Source organism: Rheinheimera marina (assembly GCF_042654345.1).
Lineage (GTDB): Bacteria > Pseudomonadota > Gammaproteobacteria > Enterobacterales > Alteromonadaceae > Pararheinheimera > Pararheinheimera marina.
This window is the reverse complement of sequence record NZ_JBHSGB010000010.1, coordinates 24,224-46,669: the sequence shown is the minus strand read 5'-3', so window position 1 is coordinate 46,669 and position 22,446 is coordinate 24,224. Positions and strand designations below refer to the sequence as shown.

28 protein-coding genes are annotated in these 22,446 nt (G+C 51.4%); 14 read left to right on the top strand and 14 right to left on the bottom strand.

All coding sequences use genetic code 11. The features are described 5' to 3' along the window. Positions 1-85: 85 nt before the first annotated feature. Positions 86-1,180, bottom strand: coding sequence for a cell division protein ZapE (zapE, locus tag ACFO3I_RS09880; RefSeq protein ID WP_377333812.1), 1,095 nt, complete (start codon positions 1,178-1,180; stop codon positions 86-88). A 190-nt stretch (positions 1,181-1,370) separates the two neighbouring features. Here zapE and ACFO3I_RS09875 point away from each other — a divergent pair, with 190 nt between their 5' ends. From ACFO3I_RS09875 to ACFO3I_RS09860, 4 genes are all read left to right on the top strand, one after another. Further along, complete coding sequence (locus ACFO3I_RS09875) at positions 1,371-1,823, top strand: Z-ring associated ZapG family protein (RefSeq protein ID WP_377333810.1); 453 nt, start codon at positions 1,371-1,373, stop codon at positions 1,821-1,823. A gap of 59 nt (positions 1,824-1,882) precedes the next feature. Beyond that, on the top strand, positions 1,883-3,226 hold the full coding sequence (locus tag ACFO3I_RS09870; protein WP_377333808.1) for a Do family serine endopeptidase: 1,344 nt from the start codon (positions 1,883-1,885) through the stop codon (positions 3,224-3,226). Between the two features lie 90 nt (positions 3,227-3,316). Further along, positions 3,317-4,387, top strand: a complete 1,071-nt coding sequence (gene degS, locus ACFO3I_RS09865; RefSeq protein ID WP_377333805.1) for an outer membrane-stress sensor serine endopeptidase DegS — start codon at positions 3,317-3,319, stop codon at positions 4,385-4,387. 35 nt (positions 4,388-4,422) lie between these two features. Then, the gene (locus ACFO3I_RS09860; RefSeq protein WP_377333804.1) at positions 4,423-4,983 is read left to right on the top strand and encodes a hypothetical protein; all 561 of its coding nucleotides are present in this window, start codon (positions 4,423-4,425) and stop codon (positions 4,981-4,983) included. A gap of 74 nt (positions 4,984-5,057) precedes the next feature. Here the strand turns inward: ACFO3I_RS09860 and murA are convergent, their stop codons facing one another. The 7 genes from murA to ACFO3I_RS09825 are packed head-to-tail and all read right to left on the bottom strand — an operon-like array spanning position 5,058 to position 9,587. Continuing rightward, the gene (gene murA, locus ACFO3I_RS09855; protein WP_377333802.1) at positions 5,058-6,314 is read right to left on the bottom strand and encodes a UDP-N-acetylglucosamine 1-carboxyvinyltransferase; all 1,257 of its coding nucleotides are present in this window, start codon (positions 6,312-6,314) and stop codon (positions 5,058-5,060) included. Positions 6,315-6,320: 6 nt separating this feature from the next. Further along, a complete protein-coding gene (locus ACFO3I_RS09850) occupies positions 6,321-6,578 on the bottom strand; it encodes a BolA family protein (RefSeq protein ID WP_377333800.1) in 258 nt (85 codons plus the stop codon). Next, positions 6,559-6,879, bottom strand: coding sequence for an STAS domain-containing protein (locus ACFO3I_RS09845; protein WP_377333798.1), 321 nt, complete (start codon positions 6,877-6,879; stop codon positions 6,559-6,561). The genes ACFO3I_RS09850 and ACFO3I_RS09845 overlap by 20 nt, the downstream gene beginning before the upstream one ends. Further along, the gene (locus ACFO3I_RS09840; protein WP_377333796.1) at positions 6,866-7,534 is read right to left on the bottom strand and encodes an MlaC/ttg2D family ABC transporter substrate-binding protein; all 669 of its coding nucleotides are present in this window, start codon (positions 7,532-7,534) and stop codon (positions 6,866-6,868) included. Before ACFO3I_RS09840 ends, ACFO3I_RS09845 begins: the two co-directional genes overlap by 14 nt. Then, complete coding sequence (gene mlaD / locus ACFO3I_RS09835) at positions 7,534-8,001, bottom strand: outer membrane lipid asymmetry maintenance protein MlaD (RefSeq protein WP_377333794.1); 468 nt, start codon at positions 7,999-8,001, stop codon at positions 7,534-7,536. Before mlaD ends, ACFO3I_RS09840 begins: the two co-directional genes overlap by 1 nt. A gap of 3 nt (positions 8,002-8,004) precedes the next feature. Beyond that, complete coding sequence (gene mlaE, locus ACFO3I_RS09830) at positions 8,005-8,787, bottom strand: lipid asymmetry maintenance ABC transporter permease subunit MlaE (protein ID WP_377333792.1); 783 nt, start codon at positions 8,785-8,787, stop codon at positions 8,005-8,007. After that, positions 8,784-9,587, bottom strand: coding sequence for an ATP-binding cassette domain-containing protein (locus tag ACFO3I_RS09825; RefSeq protein ID WP_377333791.1), 804 nt, complete (start codon positions 9,585-9,587; stop codon positions 8,784-8,786). Before ACFO3I_RS09825 ends, mlaE begins: the two co-directional genes overlap by 4 nt. Before the next feature lie 341 nt (positions 9,588-9,928). Between ACFO3I_RS09825 and ACFO3I_RS09820 the strand changes: the two genes are divergently transcribed. The 10 genes from ACFO3I_RS09820 to ACFO3I_RS09775 are packed head-to-tail and all read left to right on the top strand — an operon-like array spanning position 9,929 to position 16,658. Further along, a complete protein-coding gene (locus ACFO3I_RS09820) occupies positions 9,929-10,897 on the top strand; it encodes a KpsF/GutQ family sugar-phosphate isomerase (RefSeq protein ID WP_377333789.1) in 969 nt (322 codons plus the stop codon). Further along, positions 10,897-11,457 carry a 3-deoxy-manno-octulosonate-8-phosphatase KdsC gene (gene kdsC / locus ACFO3I_RS09815; RefSeq protein WP_377333787.1) on the top strand — a complete coding sequence of 187 codons (561 nt, stop codon included), beginning with the start codon at positions 10,897-10,899 and terminating at the stop codon, positions 11,455-11,457. The genes ACFO3I_RS09820 and kdsC overlap by 1 nt, the downstream gene beginning before the upstream one ends. Continuing rightward, complete coding sequence (gene lptC / locus ACFO3I_RS09810; protein WP_377333785.1) at positions 11,454-12,008, top strand: LPS export ABC transporter periplasmic protein LptC; 555 nt, start codon at positions 11,454-11,456, stop codon at positions 12,006-12,008. The genes kdsC and lptC overlap by 4 nt, the downstream gene beginning before the upstream one ends. Further along, positions 11,995-12,495, top strand: coding sequence for a lipopolysaccharide transport periplasmic protein LptA (lptA, locus tag ACFO3I_RS09805; protein WP_377333783.1), 501 nt, complete (start codon positions 11,995-11,997; stop codon positions 12,493-12,495). The genes lptC and lptA overlap by 14 nt, the downstream gene beginning before the upstream one ends. Next, a complete protein-coding gene (gene lptB, locus ACFO3I_RS09800) occupies positions 12,492-13,214 on the top strand; it encodes an LPS export ABC transporter ATP-binding protein (protein ID WP_377333782.1) in 723 nt (240 codons plus the stop codon). The genes lptA and lptB overlap by 4 nt, the downstream gene beginning before the upstream one ends. A 46-nt stretch (positions 13,215-13,260) precedes the next feature. Next, complete coding sequence (locus tag ACFO3I_RS09795) at positions 13,261-14,745, top strand: RNA polymerase factor sigma-54 (protein WP_377333780.1); 1,485 nt, start codon at positions 13,261-13,263, stop codon at positions 14,743-14,745. 25 nt (positions 14,746-14,770) lie between these two features. After that, positions 14,771-15,058: a ribosome hibernation promoting factor gene (gene hpf / locus ACFO3I_RS09790; RefSeq protein ID WP_337842822.1), complete on the top strand. Its 288-nt coding sequence runs from the start codon at positions 14,771-14,773 to the stop codon at positions 15,056-15,058. A 10-nt stretch (positions 15,059-15,068) separates the two neighbouring features. Further along, positions 15,069-15,539 carry a PTS IIA-like nitrogen regulatory protein PtsN gene (ptsN, locus tag ACFO3I_RS09785; protein ID WP_377333777.1) on the top strand — a complete coding sequence of 157 codons (471 nt, stop codon included), beginning with the start codon at positions 15,069-15,071 and terminating at the stop codon, positions 15,537-15,539. Then, the gene (gene rapZ, locus ACFO3I_RS09780; RefSeq protein WP_377333775.1) at positions 15,536-16,393 is read left to right on the top strand and encodes an RNase adapter RapZ; all 858 of its coding nucleotides are present in this window, start codon (positions 15,536-15,538) and stop codon (positions 16,391-16,393) included. The genes ptsN and rapZ overlap by 4 nt, the downstream gene beginning before the upstream one ends. After that, the gene (locus ACFO3I_RS09775; RefSeq protein ID WP_377333774.1) at positions 16,383-16,658 is read left to right on the top strand and encodes an HPr family phosphocarrier protein; all 276 of its coding nucleotides are present in this window, start codon (positions 16,383-16,385) and stop codon (positions 16,656-16,658) included. The genes rapZ and ACFO3I_RS09775 overlap by 11 nt, the downstream gene beginning before the upstream one ends. A gap of 8 nt (positions 16,659-16,666) precedes the next feature. Here the strand turns inward: ACFO3I_RS09775 and ACFO3I_RS09770 are convergent, their stop codons facing one another. The 6 genes from ACFO3I_RS09770 to ACFO3I_RS09745 are packed head-to-tail and all read right to left on the bottom strand — an operon-like array spanning position 16,667 to position 22,425. Further along, a complete protein-coding gene (locus ACFO3I_RS09770) occupies positions 16,667-17,008 on the bottom strand; it encodes a Na+/H+ antiporter subunit G (protein ID WP_377333772.1) in 342 nt (113 codons plus the stop codon). A gap of 9 nt (positions 17,009-17,017) precedes the next feature. Continuing rightward, complete coding sequence (locus ACFO3I_RS09765; RefSeq protein ID WP_377333770.1) at positions 17,018-17,287, bottom strand: K+/H+ antiporter subunit F; 270 nt, start codon at positions 17,285-17,287, stop codon at positions 17,018-17,020. Continuing rightward, positions 17,287-17,781 (bottom strand): Na+/H+ antiporter subunit E, encoded by a 495-nt coding sequence (locus ACFO3I_RS09760; RefSeq protein ID WP_377333769.1) that lies wholly within the window; start codon positions 17,779-17,781, stop codon positions 17,287-17,289. Before ACFO3I_RS09760 ends, ACFO3I_RS09765 begins: the two co-directional genes overlap by 1 nt. Then, positions 17,781-19,277, bottom strand: coding sequence for a monovalent cation/H+ antiporter subunit D (locus ACFO3I_RS09755; protein WP_377333767.1), 1,497 nt, complete (start codon positions 19,275-19,277; stop codon positions 17,781-17,783). Before ACFO3I_RS09755 ends, ACFO3I_RS09760 begins: the two co-directional genes overlap by 1 nt. Then, positions 19,274-19,627 (bottom strand): Na+/H+ antiporter subunit C, encoded by a 354-nt coding sequence (locus ACFO3I_RS09750; RefSeq protein WP_377333765.1) that lies wholly within the window; start codon positions 19,625-19,627, stop codon positions 19,274-19,276. Before ACFO3I_RS09750 ends, ACFO3I_RS09755 begins: the two co-directional genes overlap by 4 nt. Then, complete coding sequence (locus tag ACFO3I_RS09745) at positions 19,627-22,425, bottom strand: monovalent cation/H+ antiporter subunit A (protein WP_377333763.1); 2,799 nt, start codon at positions 22,423-22,425, stop codon at positions 19,627-19,629. Before ACFO3I_RS09745 ends, ACFO3I_RS09750 begins: the two co-directional genes overlap by 1 nt. Positions 22,426-22,446 lie beyond the last annotated feature (21 nt).

Genomic DNA, 22,446 nt, shown 5'->3' with positions numbered 1-22,446 from the left:
GGCTAAGGCAGATTTCAGGCTGTAACGTGGGCCGGCGCGGGATTATACAGGAGGAATTAACAAAAAACAGCCACTTGCCGAAAAATTACGGCAAATGTTCACGCGCCAGGTAGTCACGCGACTGCATCTCCTGCAGCCGGCTAAGACAACGTTTGAACTCAAAAGACAAAATGCCTTCGGTATAGAGCTGCTCCATCGGAATGGCTGCAGAGATAATCAGCTTCACGTGACGCTCGTAAAACTCGTCCACCAGCGCAATAAAGCGGCGTGCTACATCATCTTTGCTTTGTCCCATCTGGGTTACGTTGGCCAGCAATACCGTATGGTACAGCTTGCTCAGCTCCATATAGTCGTACTGACTGCGCGCTGTTTCACAGAGCTCACTGAACTCAAACCAGATAATGCCGTCGGCTTCTTTGCGGCTTTTCAACTGACGCCCGGCAATTTCGATACTGACATCAGTTTGACGCGGCTCGACAGACAAAGCGTCAAAGTAACAATGCAGGTTGGCTTCGGCTTTTTCATCCAGCGGTGAATGGTAAATTTCGGCTTGTTCCAGTGTACGCAGCCGGTAATCGATCCCACTGTCCACATTTACTATCTCGGTATGCTGCTTTATTAACGCAATAGCCGGCAGGAAGCGGGCGCGTTGCAGACCATTACGGTACAAACCGTCGGGTTCAATGTTCGACGTCGCCACCAGCGTAATGCCACGGGCAAACAATTCCTGCATCAGGGTACCCAGAATCATCGCGTCGGTAATATCAGAGACGAAAAACTCGTCAAAACACAAAATGTCGGTTTCTGCTTTAAAGCGGTCTGCGACCACTTTCAGCGGGTCGGCGACACCACCGAGGGTTTTCAGCTCGTCATGCACCTTGTGCATAAAACGGTGAAAGTGAATACGTAATTTGCGTTGTGTCGGCAGGCACTCGTAGAAGGTATCCACCAGATAGGTTTTCCCCCGGCCGACCCCACCCCAGAAATACAAACCTTTTAGGGGTTGCTGCCCCGCGCCTTTGCCGGTCAGTTTCTGCCATAAGCTGGCTTTGGCCGGAGTGCGGCCAACAAAATCATCAAACAACCGCTGCAGCTGGTTCACTGCATGTTGCTGGGCTGCATCAAACTGGAAATCGTCCCGGGTCAGATCCTGCTGATATTTTTGTAATGGAGTGCTCATACAACGGATTGAAAAATTACTGCGTCAGCCTTAAATAATGTCGGCAATAGTAACATGGCAGCCACTCAGGGAGAGAGCTCAGACTTTTGTTTCACAGAAAAAAGTGCCATCAGTAGCAGCTCGACTTACCACTTCGTGGGTGAAGTTGGGTTAAACTGCTGTGGAATGAGCTTTTTTATCAGGAGTGGATATGACTGTTACTTTTGCCTTGGCCTGGTTAATCGCAGGTTTGGTGGTTGGCATAGTGGCAACCCGGTTTTACTGTATGCGCCAGTTTAATCAGAACAAACTGCAGCTGGAACTGAACGAAACCAAACAACAGTTACAGCAGTATCGTGCTGATGTGACCGAGCATATTGATACCACACATCAACTAATGAATCAGTTGCATGAACACTATGACAAAATCGCCCGTCATATGGCGCAAACCAAAATGCAGTTAATTGAACGGCCAGGTTTTGAACCCCGTAGTGACGTCAACTATTTTGCTGGCGACACCGCGGCCCAAATCCGCCAGTCAATTCACAAACTGGATGAGCGTCGCAAGGTGAACGATCAAGCTTCACATCAGCCGCTGGACTATTCTGCCGATGCCAGTGGCCTGATGCGATCACACACCGAGCGCACTGCTTCAGACAATTGAACTTTTTGACTGGTAACGCATTCTTAGTGGCGTCGTCCCTGTAAGGAGCATTACCTCTTATGAAGTCGCAGTTTTCTGTTTTAACCGCAGCTATTCTGGCAACCTTAGTGCTGGCGCCGGTTGCGCCAGCCGAGGCAAAAATTCCGTTTTTTGGTTCAGACTCGCAGGAAATGCCGAGCCTTGCTCCTATGCTGGAGCAAGTCACTCCTGCAGTTGTCAATATCTCGGTCGCGGGCAGCCGCGAAGTCAAAGCCCGCTTGCCGGGTGGCCTTGAACAATTCTTTGGTCGTGGCGAATTACGTCAGGAGCAGCCTTTCCGAGGTTTAGGCTCAGGCGTGATTATTGACGCGAAAAAAGGTTACGTAGTCACCAACCATCACGTCATTAATGAAGCAGATGAAATTGAGGTTACTTTAAAAGACGGCCGTTCTTTTAAAGCCAAGAAAATTGGTGAAGACCCAGAAAGCGATATTGCGCTGCTGCAAATTGAAGCCGACGGTCTGACTCAGGTAGAACTGGCCGATTCCGACGCCTTACGTGTCGGCGACTTCACCGTAGCCATTGGTAACCCCTTTGGCTTAGGCCAGACCGTCACCTCAGGTATTGTCAGTGCACTTGGCCGCAGTGGCCTGGGTATTGAAGGTTACGAAGATTTTATTCAGACCGACGCCGCCATTAACAGCGGTAACTCAGGCGGCGCCCTGGTCAACCTGAAAGGTGAGCTGATTGGCATTAACACCGCCATTCTGGGCCCGAACGGTGGCAACATCGGCATTGGCTTTGCCATTCCGGCCAATATGATGAAAAACCTGGTGGCGCAGTTTGTCGAGTTTGGCGAAGTCCGTCGCGGTGCTTTAGGCGTCAGCGGCCGTGACCTGAACACTGAAATCGCCAAGTCGATGAATGTGAAAGCAAACAAAGGTGGTTTTGTGCAGGAAGTGGTGCCGGGTTCGGCCGCCGAAAAAGCCGGCCTGAAGAGTGGTGACGTGATCACCCACTTAAACGGCAAACGCATTGAGTCCTTTACCGAACTGCAAGCCAAAGTCGCCACTTTGGGCGTAGGTAAAGAAATTAAACTGGGCATTTTGCGCGAAGACAAAGAGCTGACGCTGACCGCCAAACTGCAGGCCCGTGAAGAAACTGTGGCCGAAGCCAAGACACTGCACCCGATGCTGGAAGGCGCCACGCTGAAAGATGGCGATGACAGTGTGCTGGTTGAAGATGTGGCTAACCGTTCACCAGCAGCCATGATTGGCCTGGAAAAAGGCGACCAGATCATTGGAGTCAGCCGTGTTAAAGTGGCCAACACCAAGCAGCTGAAAGAACTGCTGAGCAAAGCCTCTGGCACTACGGCGCTACAAATTCAACGCGGCAATCGGATCTTATATATCCTTATTCGTTAACTATTTTGCAGTAGCAAGCCTGTGGCTTGCTACTGCAACCAAACTTTTAGTGTTATGCTTTTGACACTATTCACTTTTTATTGAATCTCCGTGCCCAAATTTTTACTCAGTCTGTTGCGCAGTATTGCTTACGGTCTTGCAGCAGCCATGGTCTGGCTGTTTTTTTTCAGTAACGCATCATTTCTGTCCAATTCCAGCGTGCAAACCAAAGCGGAACCGGTGTCTTATGCCCGGGCCGTTCGTTCTGCTGCGCCAGCTGTGGTGAATGTCTATACCAAAGCCACCTCAACAGACCCTCGCTCGTACCAGAATCGCACCATCCAGCGGCAGGAACTGGGCTCCGGCGTGATTATGAATGCTCAGGGTTATATCCTGACCAATTATCATGTGGTCTATGGTGCCGATCAGATTTCTGTTGCCCTGCAGGATGGTCGGGTCTTTGATGCGGTGTTGATAGGCCAGGACCAGCTGACCGACTTAGCGGTACTTTATGTCGAGGCCAATAATTTACCGGTGATCCCACAAGATGCCAGTATTGACCCTCAGGTAGGCGATGTGGTGCTGGCTATCGGCAACCCGTTTAACCTCGGTCAGGCAATTACTCAAGGTGTAATTAGTGCGACAGGCCGTGCAGGTCTGAGCCCTGCCAACGGCTATGCCGACTTTATGCAAATGGATGCCGCTATCAACGCCGGCAACTCAGGCGGTGCGCTGATCAACAGCAACGGCACATTGGTGGGCATTAATACGGCCGCCTTTCAGCGCCAGCGTAATCAGGATATTCAGGGCATTTTCTTTGCCGTGCCTTACAAACTGGCCAACAGTGTGCTGCAAAAACTTATCCAGCATGGCCGGGTGATCCGTGGTTATTTGGGCGTCAGTGGTGACCCTGTGGTGAACCAGGCCGGCGAGCCACTGATATCAACCGCACAAACTCTGTATGGTGTGCGTATCACCGGCATCGAACCGCTGAGCCCTGCCGCTATTGCCGGCATGAAAACAGGCGACATCCTGCGCCAGATAAACGGCGTTCAGCTGTCCAGTGTGCACCATGCGCTCGACATCATTGCCGAAACCGCGCCCAATACCACACTGAATATGCTGGTGGACCGCCAGGGGCAGAACCTGACCATCCCTGTGGTGATTCAGGAACTGAATTAACACGACAGCATTCACAATGAAGATATGGATATCTGATGAACCGCAGGTTGTTACTCGGCTATAGCCTGATCCTGCTGCCTTTGGCAGAAACACTTTGGCTGGGAAATACCTTTAGTCTGACCTGGCATAGCCCTAAACTGATGTACCAAATCAGCACTTTTCTGGTGCCGATAAAAATGCTGCTGACTATTGCTGGCACGATACTGATCTATCGGACCGGGTTTCGATCCCCTTTGTCTTACCTGCACATGGCCCCCTATTGTATCGGCCTCTGCCACGCCTTGCTGCTGAGCCTGGTCTGTCTGTCTTATTTAATCTTCGGTACAAAAGCAGATTTATTCCGGGAAAGCGGCACCATTCATGTTTACACCGCAGACGCGGGGGCGATGGCAAAGTCCTACCATCATTTCAGTTTGATCTGCCGGGATGATTTCGGGTTTTACAGATTACAACCCATCGAAACGCTCGACTGGCTGGGTGAATTTACCTTTCAGCAGCAAGGTGATGAATTACTTATCCAGCATAAGGACTATGAAGGTGAGCACGAAAAACGGCTGGATATCGCCGGGTTCAACTGCGACAGCGGCAGCAATTGATCCTTTTAGCTGCAGTGAAAAAGAAAACGGCAAGTGACTACACTTGCCGTTTTTTGTCGAGCTAACCCTTAGGTTCAGCCATTAATACGCTCAATCTGCGCACCTAAACCACGCAGCTTGTGTTCAATCTGCTCATAACCACGATCAATATGGTAAATGCGATCCACCACGGTTTGGCCCTGAGCCACCAGACCAGCAATCACCAGACTGGCTGATGCACGTAAATCTGTTGCCATCACCTGAGCACCGGTCAGGCTGGCACTGTGCTTCACTAAGGCGGTGTTGCCTTCCAGCTGAATGTCTGCGCCCATACGTTGCAGTTCCGGCACATGCATAAAGCGATTTTCGAAAATGGTTTCTGTCACCAGACCTACGCCTTCAGCCACCACGTTCAGCACAGTAAACTGCGCCTGCATGTCAGTAGGGAAACCAGGGTGAGGTACTGTTTTGATATTGACTGACTTTAACACCCGGCCTGTCATATTCAGACGGATCCAGTCCGCACCTGTTGTGACTTCGGCACCGGCTTCGCGCAGTTTTTCCAGCACCACTTCCAGTTCTGTCGGGTCTGTGTTGCGGCAGGTGACATCTCCGCCGGTCACAGCTGCAGCCACCAGGAAAGTACCCGTTTCAATGCGGTCCGGTAATACGGTATGGGCAGCACCCAGCAGCTTGGCTTTGCCAGTGATCCGAATGCTGTCAGTGCCTGCGCCTTCAATCTGCGCGCCCATGGCGCTCAGGTACTTAGCTAAATCGACGATTTCAGGCTCGCGGGCTGCGTTATCAATCACAGTCACGCCATCCGCCAGTACGGCCGCCATCATCAGGTTTTCAGTACCTGTCACACTGACCATATCCATCACAATATGGGCACCTTGCAATCGGCTGGCTTTGGCTTTGATATAGCCATTTTCAACCACAATGTCGGCGCCCATTTTCTTCAGGCCGTCAATATGCAGGTTGACCGGGCGGGCACCAATGGCACAACCACCAGGCAGAGACACTTCAGCGTGGCCAAAACGAGCCAGTAATGGGCCTAAGGCCAGAATAGAAGCACGCATGGTTTTCACCAGCTCATAAGGCGCCACTTGATTATGGATGGCTGTCGCGTCCACTATGACCTGGTGGCCTTCACTGGATACTTCAGCGCCAAACAAACGCAACAGTTTAAAGGTGGTATCAATGTCTTTCAGTACAGGCACATTGCTCAGTACAGACGGCTGCTCAGCCAGAATAGTGGCGAATAAAATAGGTAAAGCGGCATTTTTAGCGCCGGAAATAACGACGTCGCCTTTTAAGGTGGCGCCGCCGGAAACCAGAAACTGTTGCATATAGGGTTACACCGGAGGGTTAAGTAATTTTTCACGACGCCACTGGCTGGGCGTAAAAGTTTTGATCGATACGGCATGGATGCTGCCGTCTGCAATGGCTCCCATCAGAGGAGCGTAGATCATTTGCTGTTGTTTGACCCGGCTGACGCCATCAAAACACTCACCCACTGCGGTCACCGCGTAATGGTTGCCTTCGGCACTGACGTACACTTCGGCCAGTTGCAGCTGCTCTTGTAACAACTGCTCAATTTGTTGGGTTTGCATGCCCTGCATCTCCGTCGACTAAAGGCAGTAAAGATACCACGTCTGACAAAGCCGCCAAAGTCTTTAACTGCGCTGGCGCATTCAGCATACGAATGGTTAACCCCAATTTTTTGCCTTCAGCCACCTGATGCAGTAACCAGGCAAGACCTGCAGTATCAACCAGCCTGAGGCCAGCCAGATCGAAGGAGACTTCACCAGTCAGTTTCTGCAGTAACTTAAAAGGAAAATGGGCAGGGACTGTGTCCCTGTCCATTACACCGCTCAGCAGCACTAACTGCTCACGTTGTTCAACCTTTAGCATTGCTGTCCTTGATCAGTGGAGCGACAGGAGCTTTGGCTTTTTCCAGCAATAAAGCAGTGACTTTTGGTAAGCCTTGCTGGCGGATCATTGAGCCTAATTCAGCGCGTTTGCTGTCCAGTAAAGAAATTCCCTCAGCCACCATATCGAACACCAACCAGTTCTCGCTGTCCTTAACACGACGCAGTTTGAACTCAATGTTGATGTCTGGTTTTCCTGGGTCAACGACGCGGGTTTTGATCGAAATAATCTTCTGGCCGTCCCCCACTTTGGCTGGCTCGATAATCACTTTCTGATTTTTGTACTGGGTAAAAGCACCCGCATAAGTGCCGACCATATAGTCGGTGAAGGCTTTAACGAAGTCTTCACGGTCCTGTTCGCTGGTTTGTTTGATGTAGTTACCAATAACGCGGAAAGCGGCGTATCTGGTGTCAATATAAGGCACCAGCTCCTCATTCACCACCACGCGTAAATGCTCAAGGTCCTTCTGAATAATGGCCTGGTCCGCAGCAATACGGCGGAAGGTTTTGTCGGCAACGGCTTCCATCATTTTGGACGGGTCGTTGTACTGCTGCACGTCAGCAGCCTGCGCCACCGACCCCAAATTCAGCATTAATACCACTGGCAGCCATACCAGTTTCAATAGGGTTTTGCTCATTAATTGCTCCCTCTGTTAAATAAAAACTGACCGATCAACTCTTCCAGTACCAGAGCTGACTTGGTGTCTTCCACCGCATCGCCGTCTTTCAGAATAGACACAGTTTCATCAATAAAACCAGGCTGTAGACCCAGGTACTGTTCACCCAGCAGGCCTGAAGTCAGAATGGCGACTGAGCTGGTTTCCGGAAAATTGTTGTATTGGCTGTTGATTTCCATTTCCACCACGGGGGCGTATTCGGTTGGGTCCAGCCGAATCGCTTTCACGCGGCCAACCACCACACCACCCACTTTGATTGGCGATCGCACTTTCAAGCCACCAATGTTTTCAAACTTGGCATACAGCGAATAGGTTTCGCCGGAACCCGCAGTACCCGAGTTGGCTACGCGCAGCGACAACAACAGAAAAGCTGCAATGGCCAGGGCCACAAATAAACCCACTAACACTTCTACTTTGCGCGAGGTCATGTTCTATCCACCAAACATTAAAGCTGTTAATACAAAATCAAATCCAAGGACGGCCAGTGACGAGGTCACCACGGTCTGCGTGGTCGCCGTACTGATGCCTTCGGACGTTGGCACTGCATCAAAACCTTTGTGCAGCGCTATCCAGGTCACAATAAATGCAAACACCAGGCTCTTAATTAAACCGTTGACGATATCCTGCTGAAAATCAACATTGGCCTGCATGGCGGACCAGTAGCCGCCTGCATCCACACCCAACCAGTCCACACCCACCAGATGGCCACCCAGAATACCGACCGCAGAGAAAATCATCGCCAGCAGTGGCATACTGATCACGCCAGCCCAGAACCGGGGCGCAATCACCCGGCGTAATGGGTCCACCGCCATCATTTCCATCCCCGATAACTGCTCAGTGGCCTTCATCAAGCCGATTTCGGCGGTCAGCGCACTACCAGCCCTTCCGGCAAACAGCAAGGCAGTCACCACTGGGCCTAATTCACGCAGTAAACTCAGCGCCACCAAAGGCCCCAGCATTTGTTCAGCGCCAAATTTGGACAGCACTGTGTAGCCTTGTAATGCCAGCACCATGCCGATAAACAGGCCAGAGACCAGAATAATCAGCAGTGACAACACGCCAACAACATAAAGTTGCTTCAGCAGTAACGGAAAACTCTTACGAGGCGTCGGCATCGCCAGTATGGCGCCGAACACCATCAGTGCGGCTTTGCCCAGCCCTTGCACTTTGGCAATAGTGCTTTGCCCCAGTTTTTGTAATTGATCCAGAATCACAAGCCTGACTCCATTAACTCTGTGCTGTAACTGTCGGCTTTGAAATGGAACGGCACAGGACCATCCGCTTCGCCTTGCAGGAATTGCTGCACCAAAGGAGACGGATGCTGCCGCAATTGTTCTGGCGTGCCTTCACCAATAATACTTTGCTCAGCGACCACATAGACATAGTCAGCGATGCTCATTACCTCTGTAACGTCGTGCGACACCACGACAGAAGTCAGGCCCAGTGCATTGTTAAGTGAACGGATTAACCGGACTATCACACCCATCGAAATCGGATCCTGCCCGGCAAAAGGTTCGTCGTACATAATCAGCTGAGGATCAAGTGCAATGGCACGAGCCAGCGCCGCGCGTCGGGCCATACCGCCAGACAGTTCAGCCGGCATTAAATCGCGCGCCCCTCTTAAACCGACCGCTTCGAGCTTCATCAATACCATTAAGCGGATCAATTGCTCAGGTAATTTAGTGTGCTCACGAATTGGAAAGGCCACGTTGTCGTAAACCGACATATCGCTGAACAAAGCACCGCTTTGAAACAACATGCCCATTTTCTGCCGGGCTTTGTACAAGTCTTTACGATTTAACTGAGGAATATCCAGGCCATTGATCAGAATCTGGCCTTGTTCAGGCTTCAGCTGGCCGCCAATCAGTCGCAATAAAGTAGTTTTACCTATACCGCTAGGCCCCATAATGGCCGTCACTTTGCCGCGCTGAAATTGCATATTCAGGTCGTTATAAATGACTCTGTCACCACGTTTAAAGGTAAGGTGCTGAATATCTACCAGAATATCTGACACAAAGTTCCTCTTTAAAGTCTGATGCAGCCTTAGCCAAAAGCGGCGCGCACTATACAGCTGCTGCCGTAACGCATCAAGCAAAGCGGCGAAAACCCTGACCGGTATTGTAAAGGGTTTTAGCTGTCAAAGGTTTACAAAAATTCGTAACAACACTTTGCTAAAACCGAATATTCCGCTGCCACGCCCTTGAATCTTTTGCATTTGAGCCAGATTCATCCGAAAATACCGTCACTTAAGGGCTCGCAGTCTGACCAGACTTAACTGAATGCCGGCTTAACATCAGCGCTATGTGCCTGATTTACAGAAGGTCAGCTGGGTGCACTGCTTACTAGGTCTGAATTATGAATATTGATTTTCGTCAGCACGCGCTGCAGGTACTGAGTATTGAAGCGGAAGCTGTGGCTCAGTTATCCCAGTACATTGATTCCCGCTTTAATGAGGCCTGCACTTTAATATTTCAAGGGGCTGGCCGTGTTGTTGTGTTAGGCATGGGAAAGTCCGGCCATATCGCCAATAAAATAGCCGCCACCCTAGCCTCCACCGGCACCCCTGCATTTTTTGTTCATCCGGCCGAAGCCAGTCATGGCGACCTTGGTATGATCATAGACGGTGACATAGTGTTGGCCATTTCTAACTCAGGCGAAACCAGCGAAGTGATCAGTCTGATCCCAGTGTTAAAACGTCGTGGCATTAAAATGATAGCGATGACGGGTCGGCCTGAATCCACCTTAGCAACACTGGCCGATGTGCATCTCTGTGTCAAAGTGGAAAAAGAAGCCTGCCCACTGGGGCTGGCTCCTACGGCGAGCACTACGGCCACCCTGGCCATGGGTGATGCCTTGGCAGTCGCCTTGTTGGACGCCCGCGGTTTTTCTGCCGATGACTTTGCGTTGTCGCACCCGGGCGGTAGCTTGGGTAAACGTCTGCTGTTGCGGCTGGACGACATTATGCACAAAGGCGAGGCCTTGCCCTGTGTGCATCAGAGCGTTAGCCTGAAAGAGGCCCTGTTGGAAATTTCCCGTAAAGGATTGGGCATGACCTGCATTGCCGATGACCAGGGCCGCCTGGCAGGTTTGTTCACTGATGGTGATTTACGGCGGGTACTCGACCTGAACATCGATATTCATCAGGCCAAAATAGAGCAACTGATGACGAAAAATTGCATCACAGCCAATGCACAGATGTTAGCAGCCGAAGGCTTAAAAATTATGGAACAGCGTAAAATTAATGGCCTGATCGTGGTCGATGAAAACCGCCATCCGGTAGGAGCGCTGAATATGCATGATTTATTAAAAGCCGGAGTTCTGTAATGCAGCGTCCGTTATTTCAACAGATGTACCAGCCCGTGACTGACGCGTTATGGCAGAAAGCTGCCTCAATCCGGTTGCTGATTTGTGATGTGGATGGCGTGTTCTCCGACGGCCGCATTTACTTAGGCAATGACGGCGAAGAGCTGAAAGCCTTCCATACCCGTGACGGTTACGGCGTCAAAGCATTGCGTCAGTCGGGTATTGAGGTAGCAATCATTACCGGCCGGCGTTCCGCTATTGTCGAGCAACGGATGAAATCGCTGACCGTGCCTTATATCTACCAGGGCCAGGAAGATAAAATGGCTGCCTTTGCCGAACTTAAGCAACAGCTCAAACTCGAAACAACACAAATTGCCTTTATTGGCGACGACCTGGCAGACTGGCAAGTTATGCAGCATTGCGGCCTTGCCGTTGCCGTACAGGATGCTCACCCTTATCTGGCGTTAAATGCCCATTACCGTACAGTGAAAGCCGGCGGCTTTGGTGCGGTGCGGGAACTTGCTGATTTGCTGCTGTGCAGCCGGGGTAAGTTCGCCGAATTTTCCGGAAGCAGTTCATGATTAAACAATTTTTATGGTGGCTACTGGTCGCGGTTGGCGCTGCAGTGATGTTCAGTCTGCTGATGCAACAACAGGAACCGCAAGTGCAACAGGCTCAGGAAAACCAACCGGATTTCATTGCGACCAACATGACCCGTTTTGTGTATGACCAGGAAGGTCATTTGTCGGATTTAATCCGGGCGCAGCGAATGGAGCATTTTGAGCGCTTTGGCTTTATTCAGTTTGAATACCCCATTTACACCCTGTACCAGCAAAAAGCCGCCATGTGGCAAGTGACAAGTGAACAGGCCGTGCTTTATCCTGATGATAAACTGATCCTGGAACGCCGGGTCGAACTGCGCAGCATGTCGCCGGATTCCCTGTTTACCCGCATCGAAACGCCTGCGGTGGAGCTTTTGCTTGCTGACAACCAGCTGCAATCCACCGAACAAGTCCGCATCTTCGGACATGGCTTTCAGATTTCCGGCAAAGGCATGCAGGCTGATTTAAACCAGCAGTTGATTGAACTGAAACAGCACACAAAAACGGTGTATTACAATGAAGATAACTAAGGTTCTGGCCTTGCTGCTGTGCACGGCAGCACTGGCATCGCAGGCCGCTCAGGACGACTACAAAAAGGAAATCCAGGTCGGTTCTGACCGTCAGTTCGGTTCGCTGAAAGACAAAGTGATGACCTTTGTAGACAACGTCAAGGTGCAGCAAGGCAGCTTACTGATTGAAGCCGACAAACTGGAGGTGATTGCCACCGAGGGTAAAGGCAAAGAAGTCTTTATTGCCAGCGGTAACCCGGCACACTACTCACAAGAGTTTGAGCAAGGCAAAAAAATTATCGCCAAAGCCAAAGAAATCAAATACGACGTGGGCGCTGCCCTGCTGATCCTGATCGGTGAAGCCGAGCTGAGTCAGGCCGGAAGCATGGTTCAGGGCTCGGTCATTCGTTACAACCTGGTCAAACAGGAATTGGCCGCTGAAGCCGATGGCAAAAAATCAGAACGTGTGACGACCGTATTTACGCCGGAAGGAAAACAGGATCAATGAAGTTAATTGCCGCTCACCTGGCTAAAAGCTACAAAGGCCGCCAGGTAGTGAAAGACGTCAGCCTCGAAGTGAAAGCCGGTCAGATTGTCGGTTTGCTCGGGCCAAACGGCGCCGGAAAAACCACTACTTTTTATATGATTGTTGGCCTGGTCCCTTCTGACAAAGGCAGCATCACTCTGGATGGCAAAGACATCACCTTTGACCCTATCCATGCCCGCGCGCGTCTGGGCATTGGCTATCTGCCTCAGGAGAGCTCGATTTTCCGCAAACTGACGGTCTACGACAACTTGCTGGCCATTTTGCAGCACCGCAAAGACCTGACCGAAGAGCAACGGGAAGAAAAAGCCGACGCCTTGCTGGATGAGTTCCATATCGGCCATATCCGGAATAGCCTCGGCATGAGCTTGTCTGGTGGTGAACGCCGGAGGGTAGAAATTGCGCGGGCGTTGGCGGCAGACCCGGCTTTTATCCTGTTGGATGAACCTTTTGCTGGCGTTGATCCCATTTCAGTGTTAGATATAAAAAAAATCATCCAACATTTATGCCAACGTGGCATAGGAGTCCTGATCACCGACCATAACGTACGCGAAACCCTGGATGTGTGTGAGCTGGCCTATATCGTCAGCCACGGCGAACTGATTGCCGCCGGAACTCCGCAGGAAGTGCTGGCAAACCAGCAGGTACGGGATGTGTATTTAGGTGAACAATTCAGGCTGTAAGTAACAGATATCCGTTAATGGATTGCCCGGAGCAGATCGGAAGTACATGAAACCTTCTTTGCAACTTCGCATTGGCCAGCAACTTACGATGACGCCACAGCTGCAGCAGGCGATAAAACTGCTGCAGCTGTCCAGTATCGAATTGCAGCAGGAAATTCAGGAAGCGCTGGATGCGAACCCCCTGCTAGAGTCCGATGACGAATTTGAACAGTACCAGCCCCCAGCCAAAGATAATAACGGCGATGAATTTAATCAGGGCGCAGAATCATCTCAGACTGATGACAGTTTTGAGCCTGAAGTGCCAGACAGCAGTGAGGCCATGACCGAACAGAACATCGCTGAAGACCTACCGCTGGACAGCCACTGGGATGATTTAGTCAGTGCAGCGCCTGTCGCCAATAACAACTTCAATGGCGACGAAGACACGGTGTATCAGGGCGAAACCTCAGAGACCCTGCAGGATTATCTGCGTTGGCAAATGCAGTTGACGCCGTTTTCAGAAACTGATCGCACCATCGCCGAAATCATTATCGAAGCCATCGACGACAACGGCTTGCTAACCATTGATGTCGACGAGATCCTCGAAGCATTGGGCCAACCCGATGTCGAAGCTGACGAAGTTGAAGCCGTAATCAAGCGTATCCAGCTGTTTGACCCGGTCGGAGTGGGAGCCCGCAGTATTCAGGAGTGTTTGCTGGTGCAACTGCGCCAATTTGATCCGAATACGCCTTATCTGAAAGAAACCCAACAAATTATTCGGGATTACACCGACTTTTTAGCCAACCGTGATTTCCGTTCTTTGATGCGCGTGACTAAACTCAAAGAAGAGGAATTAAAAGAAGTGATGCGGCTGATCCACAGCCTGAACCCACGACCTGGGGCAGATGTGATCAGGCAAGAGCAAAGCTACATAGTTCCTGATGTGTCAGTCGCAAAAATCAAAGGACGCTGGGTGGTTGAACTAAATCCGGATGCAATGCCGAAAATTCGTATCAATGAGCAGTATGCGGCCATGTCACGGCAGGCGCGTAATGCATCGGATGGGCAGTTCATCCGTTCCCACCTGCAGGAAGCAAAGTGGTTTTTAAAAAGCCTGGAGAGTCGCAACGAAACCTTACTCAAAGTCGCCAACTGCATTGTTCAGCAGCAACAGGCTTTTTTTGAGCATGGCGAAGAAGCGATGAAACCCATGGTACTCAATGACGTTGCTGAAATGGTGAGCATGCATGAATCCACCATTTCACGGGTCACGACTCAAAAGTACATGCACACACCTCGAGGAATATTTGAACTTAAGTTCTTTTTCTCCAGTCATGTAAGTACAGAGAGCGGCGGTGAATGTTCATCCACCGCTATCCGCGCCTTTATTAAGAAATTGGTGGCGGCGGAAAATCCGGCCAAGCCGTTAAGTGACAGCCGGATGGCAGAAATCCTGTCTGAACAGGGCATCAACGTAGCGCGGCGTACTATCGCCAAGTACCGTGAAGCCATGTTTATTCCACCGTCTAATCAGCGCAAGAGCTTGATTTAAAAGCTCGCATAAGAAGGAAGAGTCTATGCAAATCAACTTAACTGGTCGTCATGTTGAAATCACTGAAGCATTAAGAGAGTACGTTGGCAGCAAATTTTCCAAGCTTGAAAGGCATTTTGATCATATTAACAATGTACATGTCGTGCTGAACGTGGAAAAATTAAAGCAGATTGCAGAGGCTAAATTACACCTCAATGGTGGTGAAGTGTTTGCGGTGTCGGAAGACGAAAATATGTACGCGGCGATTGACCAGCTTATCGATAAACTGGATCGCCAAGTGATTAAACATAAAGAGAAAATTTCTCGTCATTGATCCTAAACTTATGAACCTTAGCTCAATGTTATCGGAGGACTGCACTAAGAGTGCGGTCCTTTTTAACAGTAAAAAACGAATTTTGGAATACATTGCCGAACTGGCGCATCAGCATCTGCCTCAGATCCCTGAATACAGTATTCTGGAAGCCTTAATGACCCGGGAAAAACTCGGCTCTACAGGTATAGGCGGTGGTATCGCGATCCCACACGGCAAACTCAAAGATGTCAGCAGCCCGCTGCTGGTGTTTGTGGTGAGTCAGGATCCGATCCAGTTTGATGCGATCGACAATCAGGCGGTGGATATTTTCTGCGCCATTCTGATCCCGGAAAACCAATGCCAGACGCACTTGTCCACCCTGTCCGGTATAGCCCGAATGTTAAGCCAGAAAGATTTCACCAAAAAAATCCGTCACAGTCCGGATGATCAGGCACTGTATCAGTTACTTCTTTGCGGCGCGGAGCAGGTTCAGGACAAATGAAACTTTTAGTGGTCAGCGGACGATCAGGCTCAGGAAAATCAGTAGCGCTGCGGGTAATGGAAGACCTGGGGTATTATTGTGTTGATAATATTCCGGTGAATTTATTACCGACTCTGGCCACCTCCGTCATGGGCCAATACGAGAGGGTCGCCGTTAGTATTGACGTGCGTAACTTGCCGCAGAACCAGGATGAGCTGACCGATATTCTCTGTTACCTGCCGAATAAAGTTGACCTGACCATTTTGTACCTGGACGCCGATCACACCTGTCTGATTAAGCGTTTCAGTGAAACCCGCCGTTTGCATCCTTTGTCGCATCAGGCGATGTCACTGGATGAAGCCATCCAGCGCGAGCAGCAACTGCTGGATCCTATTTCCAGCCGGGCTGACCTCTACATAGACACCACAGAGCTCAATGTACATCAGCTGGCTGAACAACTTAGAGAACGAATTCTGGGCTTGAAAACCGGCCGTCTGGTGATCTTATTCGAGTCCTTTGGGTTTAAATACGGCATTCCAAAGGATGCAGATTACGTATTTGACGCGCGCTTTTTACCCAACCCACACTGGCAATCGGAGCTGAAAATACTGACAGGTCTGGACCAACCGGTGAAAGAATATCTGGCCGCCCAGTCCGACGTTGCCCGTTATATCTGGCAAATCAATCAATTTATTGCCACCTGGCTGCCGCAGCTGGAACGCAATAACCGCAGTTATCTGACCATTGCCATCGGCTGCACCGGCGGTCAGCACCGCTCTGTGTATATTGCCGAGGCGCTGGCAGAGAGTTATCGCTTACAACGCGATGATGTGCAAATTCGTCATCGGGAACTGGTGAGGCATCATGGACGATAAACTGAGGCAGACTGTCACTATCGTCAACCAACTGGGGTTACACGCCCGTGCAGCCACTAAACTGGTGCAGCTGTGTCGTCAGTTTGATGCCCGGATCGAACTGCAACAAGAGGGTAAAAATGCCGACGCCAGCAGTGTGTTGGCGTTATTGATGCTGGCCAGCAGCAAAGGCAAAACACTCGAAGTTTGCACCAGTGGCGCCCAGGCTGAAGCCGCCTTAAGCGCTGTCGTGTCCCTGATTGAAAACGGTTTTGACGAAAACTAAGCACCCGTTTAATCGGCCTTTAGCTTCGCCTGTTCTTTGCCTGAGGTTGCTTTCGCTGTTTTCAGCTGTTGATGCAAAGCCGCTTTAATCAGCATATGCGCTGTAATAGGCGCTGTAATAAATAAAAACAGCGCGATCAGTAACTGTTGCAAACTCAGCACCTGCTCCACCGCATTAAAATAAAGCAAAGACGCCAGCACCAGGCTGCCTAGCCCAAGTGTGGTCGCTTTGGTCGGTCCATGCAGCCGGGTATAAAAATCCGGCAACTTCACCAAGGCCACAGACCCCACTACCACAAAAAGCGAGCCTAACAGCGCCAGCATGGCTATCAGGTATTCAAGCACAGTCATCTGCTTCTCCTATTCGATAATATCGCCGCGTAACAAGAACTTGCAGACAGCCACTGTACTGACAAAGCCCAGCATCGCTATCAGCAGTGCCACTTCGAAATTAAGTCCCGAGCCCAGATAAATGCCATACAGCAACAATAAGGCAATGCTGTTGATATACATGGTATCCAGCGCCAGTAAGCGGTCGACATTGGAAGGGCCACGCACCACAGCGTATAAATTCAGCAACAAGGCAAAGCCAACCAGACAAAAGCAGAACTGCAACAGGGTCTGCAACATCAGAACATCTCCTTCAGTGGCTTTTCATAACGCTGTTTGATTAAGTCGATCAGTTCAGTTTCGGCACTGGCATCCAGCACATGCAGCAACAAGATGCGTTCACCGCTGTCTCGCTGAATCACATCAGCACTGACAGTGCCGGGGGTCAACGACACGGTGCCAGCAAGAATCGTCACAGCTAAATCATTCTCCAGCTCCAGCGGGAATACCACAAAACCTGGTCGCAGGTTTTTATTCGGCCCCAACACCAACCGCAGTACCTGCAAATTGGCCAATACAATGTCCCACAGCAATTGCAGCGCATAATGCAGTGCCAGGCCAGGCCGCTTTAATGCAGGTTGCACCAGACGAAAGCGCCGGCTCAGCAACGGAATACCCCAGGCCAGTAGCAACCCCACAACCAGATGCACCAGGGCCACACTGTTATTGAGCAGTAACCAGAGTACAAACAACATCAGACTGCGCACCGGAGTGGGCCATAACTGAGTCCACATCAAAGCTGCCCTCCCTGAATTAACTGCACTAACTGGGAAAATTGGCCAATGCCCTGTAAACACCATTCTGTTAAAGGCCCGGCGAACACACTCAGCAGCACACTGGCAGCTGTCAGCAGGATCACCGCCGATGCCCGCCGGGCACCTGCGAGCCGGCTGTCCTGGTTGCGGCCTGACACCTGCCAGAATAACACCACGCCAGAGCGACTCAGCGCCAGCAGCACCACAAAGCTGCTGAGTAGTATGGCGCCCCAATACAGCACCATTTGCCAACCAGGACTGACCGACTGCAGCAGCATCAGCTTGCCAATAAAACCTGAAAAAGGTGGCATACCGGTCGCGCTCAGCGCCAATACCGCAAAACTGCAACCTAATAACAACGGCTGGGTAACACGGCGTCCTGTCACCAAGCGGTCCGCTGCTTTACCACGTTGCTCGGCAATCAGATCGGCCAGTAAAAATAACGCTGCACAGGCAAAGGTGGAATGGACGGCATAGTAGAGCACCGCCTGCAATGCGCTTGGTGTGCCTAACGACAAACCAGCTATCATGGCCCCGACCGACAGCACCACCAGATAAGCCACCAGACGACGGAAATCTTCACTGGCAAGCACCGCCACAGCACCGACAACAATGGTCAGCAAGCCACCCCACCACAACAGGGATAAGGCCCAGCTGCTGATGTAATCGGCGTCAGCGAACACCTGCAAAAACACCCGCAGCACACTGAAAATGCCCACCTTGGTCATCACGGCAAAAAGCGCAGCTACAGCAGGAGACGCCGAAGCGTACGCACTGCCGAGCCAAAAATGCAGCGGCATCATGGCGGCTTTCAGACCAAACACCAGCAGTAACAATGCGGCAGCCCCCTGCATCAGCAACTGCTGACTGGCGCTTAAATGCTGCAGCCGCACCGCAAGGTCGAGCATATTCAGGCTGCCAGCGGCGCCATAAATCAACGCCAGCGCAAACAGGAACAATGCAGAACCCAGTAAATTCAGTACCACGTAGTGCACAGCAGCCTTGGTTTTGGCTTTACCGCCACCGTGGATCAGCAACGAATAGGAGGCGATCAACAACACTTCAAAAAAGACAAAGAGGTTAAACAGGTCGGCAGTTAAAAAAGCGCCATTAATGCCCATTAACTGAAAGTGAAACAGGCTGTGGAAAAAAGGCCCCTGCTCATCGTCACCGGCGTTGGCATACAGCAAAGCAGCCAGACCCAAGACTGCAGTCAGCATCAGCATCAGCACTGAGACTTTATCCAGCAGCAGACTGATACCAAAAGGAGCCGGCCAGTTACCCAACTGGTACAACTGGCTTTGGCCACCCGCGCTTTGCTGCCATAACACCAGACTAATCAGCAACAACCCCAGAGTGCCAACGAAGCTTAGCATCCGGCGATATCGGGTCACGGTATCAAAAGGCGGCAGCAGGCAACACAAGGCCACCAGCAAAGGCCAGACAACAGGCAAAACTATCCAGTGATTGGTCACGACTGCCCTCCCCGGTTTTGCGGCTGATCTGGCAGTTTGCCGTCCACATGGTCATTGCCTAAATCAGCACGGGCCCGTATGGCCAGCACCACCAAAAACGCCGTCATTGCAAAACCGATCACAATGGCCGTCAACACCAGCGCCTGCGGCAGCGGGTCGGCATAGTCGTCCGTGGCCTTTAACACGGCTCCGGCTCCGACTTTCAAGCCACCACTGGCGAAAATAAACAGGTTGACCGCATAGGACAGCATGGTCAGCCCCAGCATCACGGCAAAGGTACGGCCACGCAGCACCAGAAAGACCGCACAACAGGTCAGGGTGCCAATCAGCACCGCCATTAACAACTCCATCAGCGGTTCTCCTCATGCACAGGCCGGTAACTGGTGGTCATTTTGCCAAGGTTGGCCAGGATCATCAGCGTGGCACCGACCACGGTCAGGTAAACCCCTAAGTCAAAGGCCATAGCGCTGGCAAGTTCAATCTCACCAATCAGCGGCAGATGAAAATAATCAAACCAGGACGTCAGGAAAGGCCGGTCAAAACACCAGCTAAGAGCGCCGGTGGCGGCGGCAATCAAAACGCCCACCGCAATCAGGCGGTGGTATTCCAACGTCAGGCGCTGTTTCACCCAATCCACCCCTTGCGCCACGTACTGCAAAATAATGGCAATAGCGGTGATCAGGCCAGCGACAAAACCACCGCCTGGTAAATTATGGCCACGGAAGAAGATATACACCGACACCATCAACGCCATCGGCAGCAGCGCCTGCGAAATCATCGCCAGCAGCAGCGGATGTTTGTCGAGCGCCCAACTGCGCCCTTCTGCATCGGAACTTGGTTTAAATAACGGCAAGCGGGTTAACAGCTTAAAGATGCCCAACGCCGCTATGCCCAGCACGGTAATTTCCCCTAGCGTATCAAAACCACGGAAGTCGACCAGAATAACGTTGACCACGTTGTAGCCACCACCACCTGATTTGGCATGTTGCAGGAAAAACTCAGAAATACGCTGCTGAGGCTGCAGCATCAGCACATAACTCAGGCTGCCGATCACCACTCCAGACAACAGGGCGATAGCCGCGTCACGCATCAGTTTGCCCGCCTGGGACGCCCGGTTAATTTTTTGCGGCAAGAAAAACAGCGCCAGCATCAGCAGAACGATAGTCACCACTTCAACCGCCAGCTGAGTCAGTGCCAAATCGGGGGCAGAAAACCGCACAAACACCAGAGTGACGACCAGGCCTACCACTGAGATCAACACCAAAGCCAACAGGCGCTGACGTTGGCAGATCACCGTGGCGACAGCAGCCACCACCGCCACTAACACGGCGATAAACATCAGCGGGTCAGTCGGCAAGCCAGGCAGCAGCCCAGTCAGCTCCCCCATTTGCTGCAACGGCAACAACAGCAGAATCACCATAAGTAACAGCACCCAGCTCAGGTAGCTTTGCAATTCGCCAGTTTCAATACGCTGATGCAACCGCTGGGCTTTGCTGACCAACTGCCGGAACCACTGTTCAAACAGCACTAAGGCATTAACCGTGGGAATTTCAGCCTGGAAACGGAATAAGTGTTTGCGGTTGGCATACAGGGTAATGCCCAACACCAACGCCACCACACTCATCAGCAGCGGCAGGTTAAAGCCATGCCAGATAGACAAACTGTACTCTGGCACCGGCCCTGCCAGCGCGGCGGCAGACGCCACCTGTAGCAAATCACCCACCACATACTGAGGCAGCACCCCAACCAAAATGCAAAGCGCCACCAGGATTTCCACCGGCACCCGCATATACCTAGGCGGTTCATGTGGCGTTTTCGGCAATCCTTTTGGCTGGCCGTTAAAAAATACGTCATGAATAAAGCGGGCCGAATAGGCGACCGACAAAATTGCGGCGACAGTTGCCAGCACTGGGAGCAGCCAGGACAAAGCACCAAGCACGTCCTGGTGAAGGGTTTCCGCAAAAAACATCTCTTTCGACAAAAACCCATTTAGCAAAGGCACCCCAGCCATAGACGCAGACGCCACCATGGCCAGGGTCGCGGTTACCGGCATAAATTGCCAGAGCCCGTTTAACTTACGCATATCGCGCGAGCCGGATTCATGGTCAATAATACCGGCGGCCATAAAGAGCGATGCCTTAAATGTGGCATGGTTCATTATGTGGAAAATTGCGGCCACGGTCGCAAGGTCAGTATCCAGCCCCAGAAGCAGGGTAATCAGGCCCAGATGTGAAATGGTGGAATAGGCCAATAAGCCTTTTAAATCATGCTGGAATAACGCCAGATAAGCCCCAACCAGCAAGGTGGTGAGTCCAGCCAGCGTGACCAGCAAAAACCATAAATCAGACCCTGCCAGCACCGGGTATAGCCGGGCCAATAAAAAAATACCGGCTTTCACCATAGTGGCCGAATGCAGATAAGCACTGACTGGCGTTGGCGCCGCCATCGCATTGGGCAGCCAGAAATGAAACGGGAATTGTGCCGATTTGGTAAAAGCGCCCAACAGAATTAACACCAGGATCAGCGGGTACCAGGGGCTTTGCTGCAGTTCAGCTGCTTTACCAAGCACAACATCCAATTGATAGCTTCCCAGCACTTGCCCAAGTAGCAGCACACCAGCCAACAGTGCCAGACCACCAAAACCGGTAATGGCCAATGCCATCCGAGCCCCAAGGCGGGCGTCGGCTCTGTGCCACCAGTAGCTGATCAACAAAAATGAACTGATGCTGGTGAGCTCCCAAAATACCCAGAGCTGGATCAGGTTGTTGGACAACACCACCCCCAGCATCGCCGCCATAAAAAACAGTAAAAAGGCGTAGAACCTGGGCATCGAATCTTTTTCCGCCAGATAATAGCGGGCATACAGGATCACCAAGAGTCCCATACCCAGGATCAGCAGCACAAACAATAACGACAGGCCATCCAGCCTCAGGCTGATCAGCAGGCCTAAAGCTTCAACCCAGGGCAAGTGCAGGTACAGGGTTTCACCGGCAAAGACCGCAGGAGCTAAATTCAACACCAGAGCCAGAGCAGCAAGCGGAAGTGTGGCAGTGGCCAGAGCACAAAAGCTTCGGCTCCAATGCCGGCATAATAGCGGGATCAGCACCCCAATTAACGGGAGCAGCACCAGCAACAGCAGTTCAATCATCGATTTGCGTCCTTATGGAGG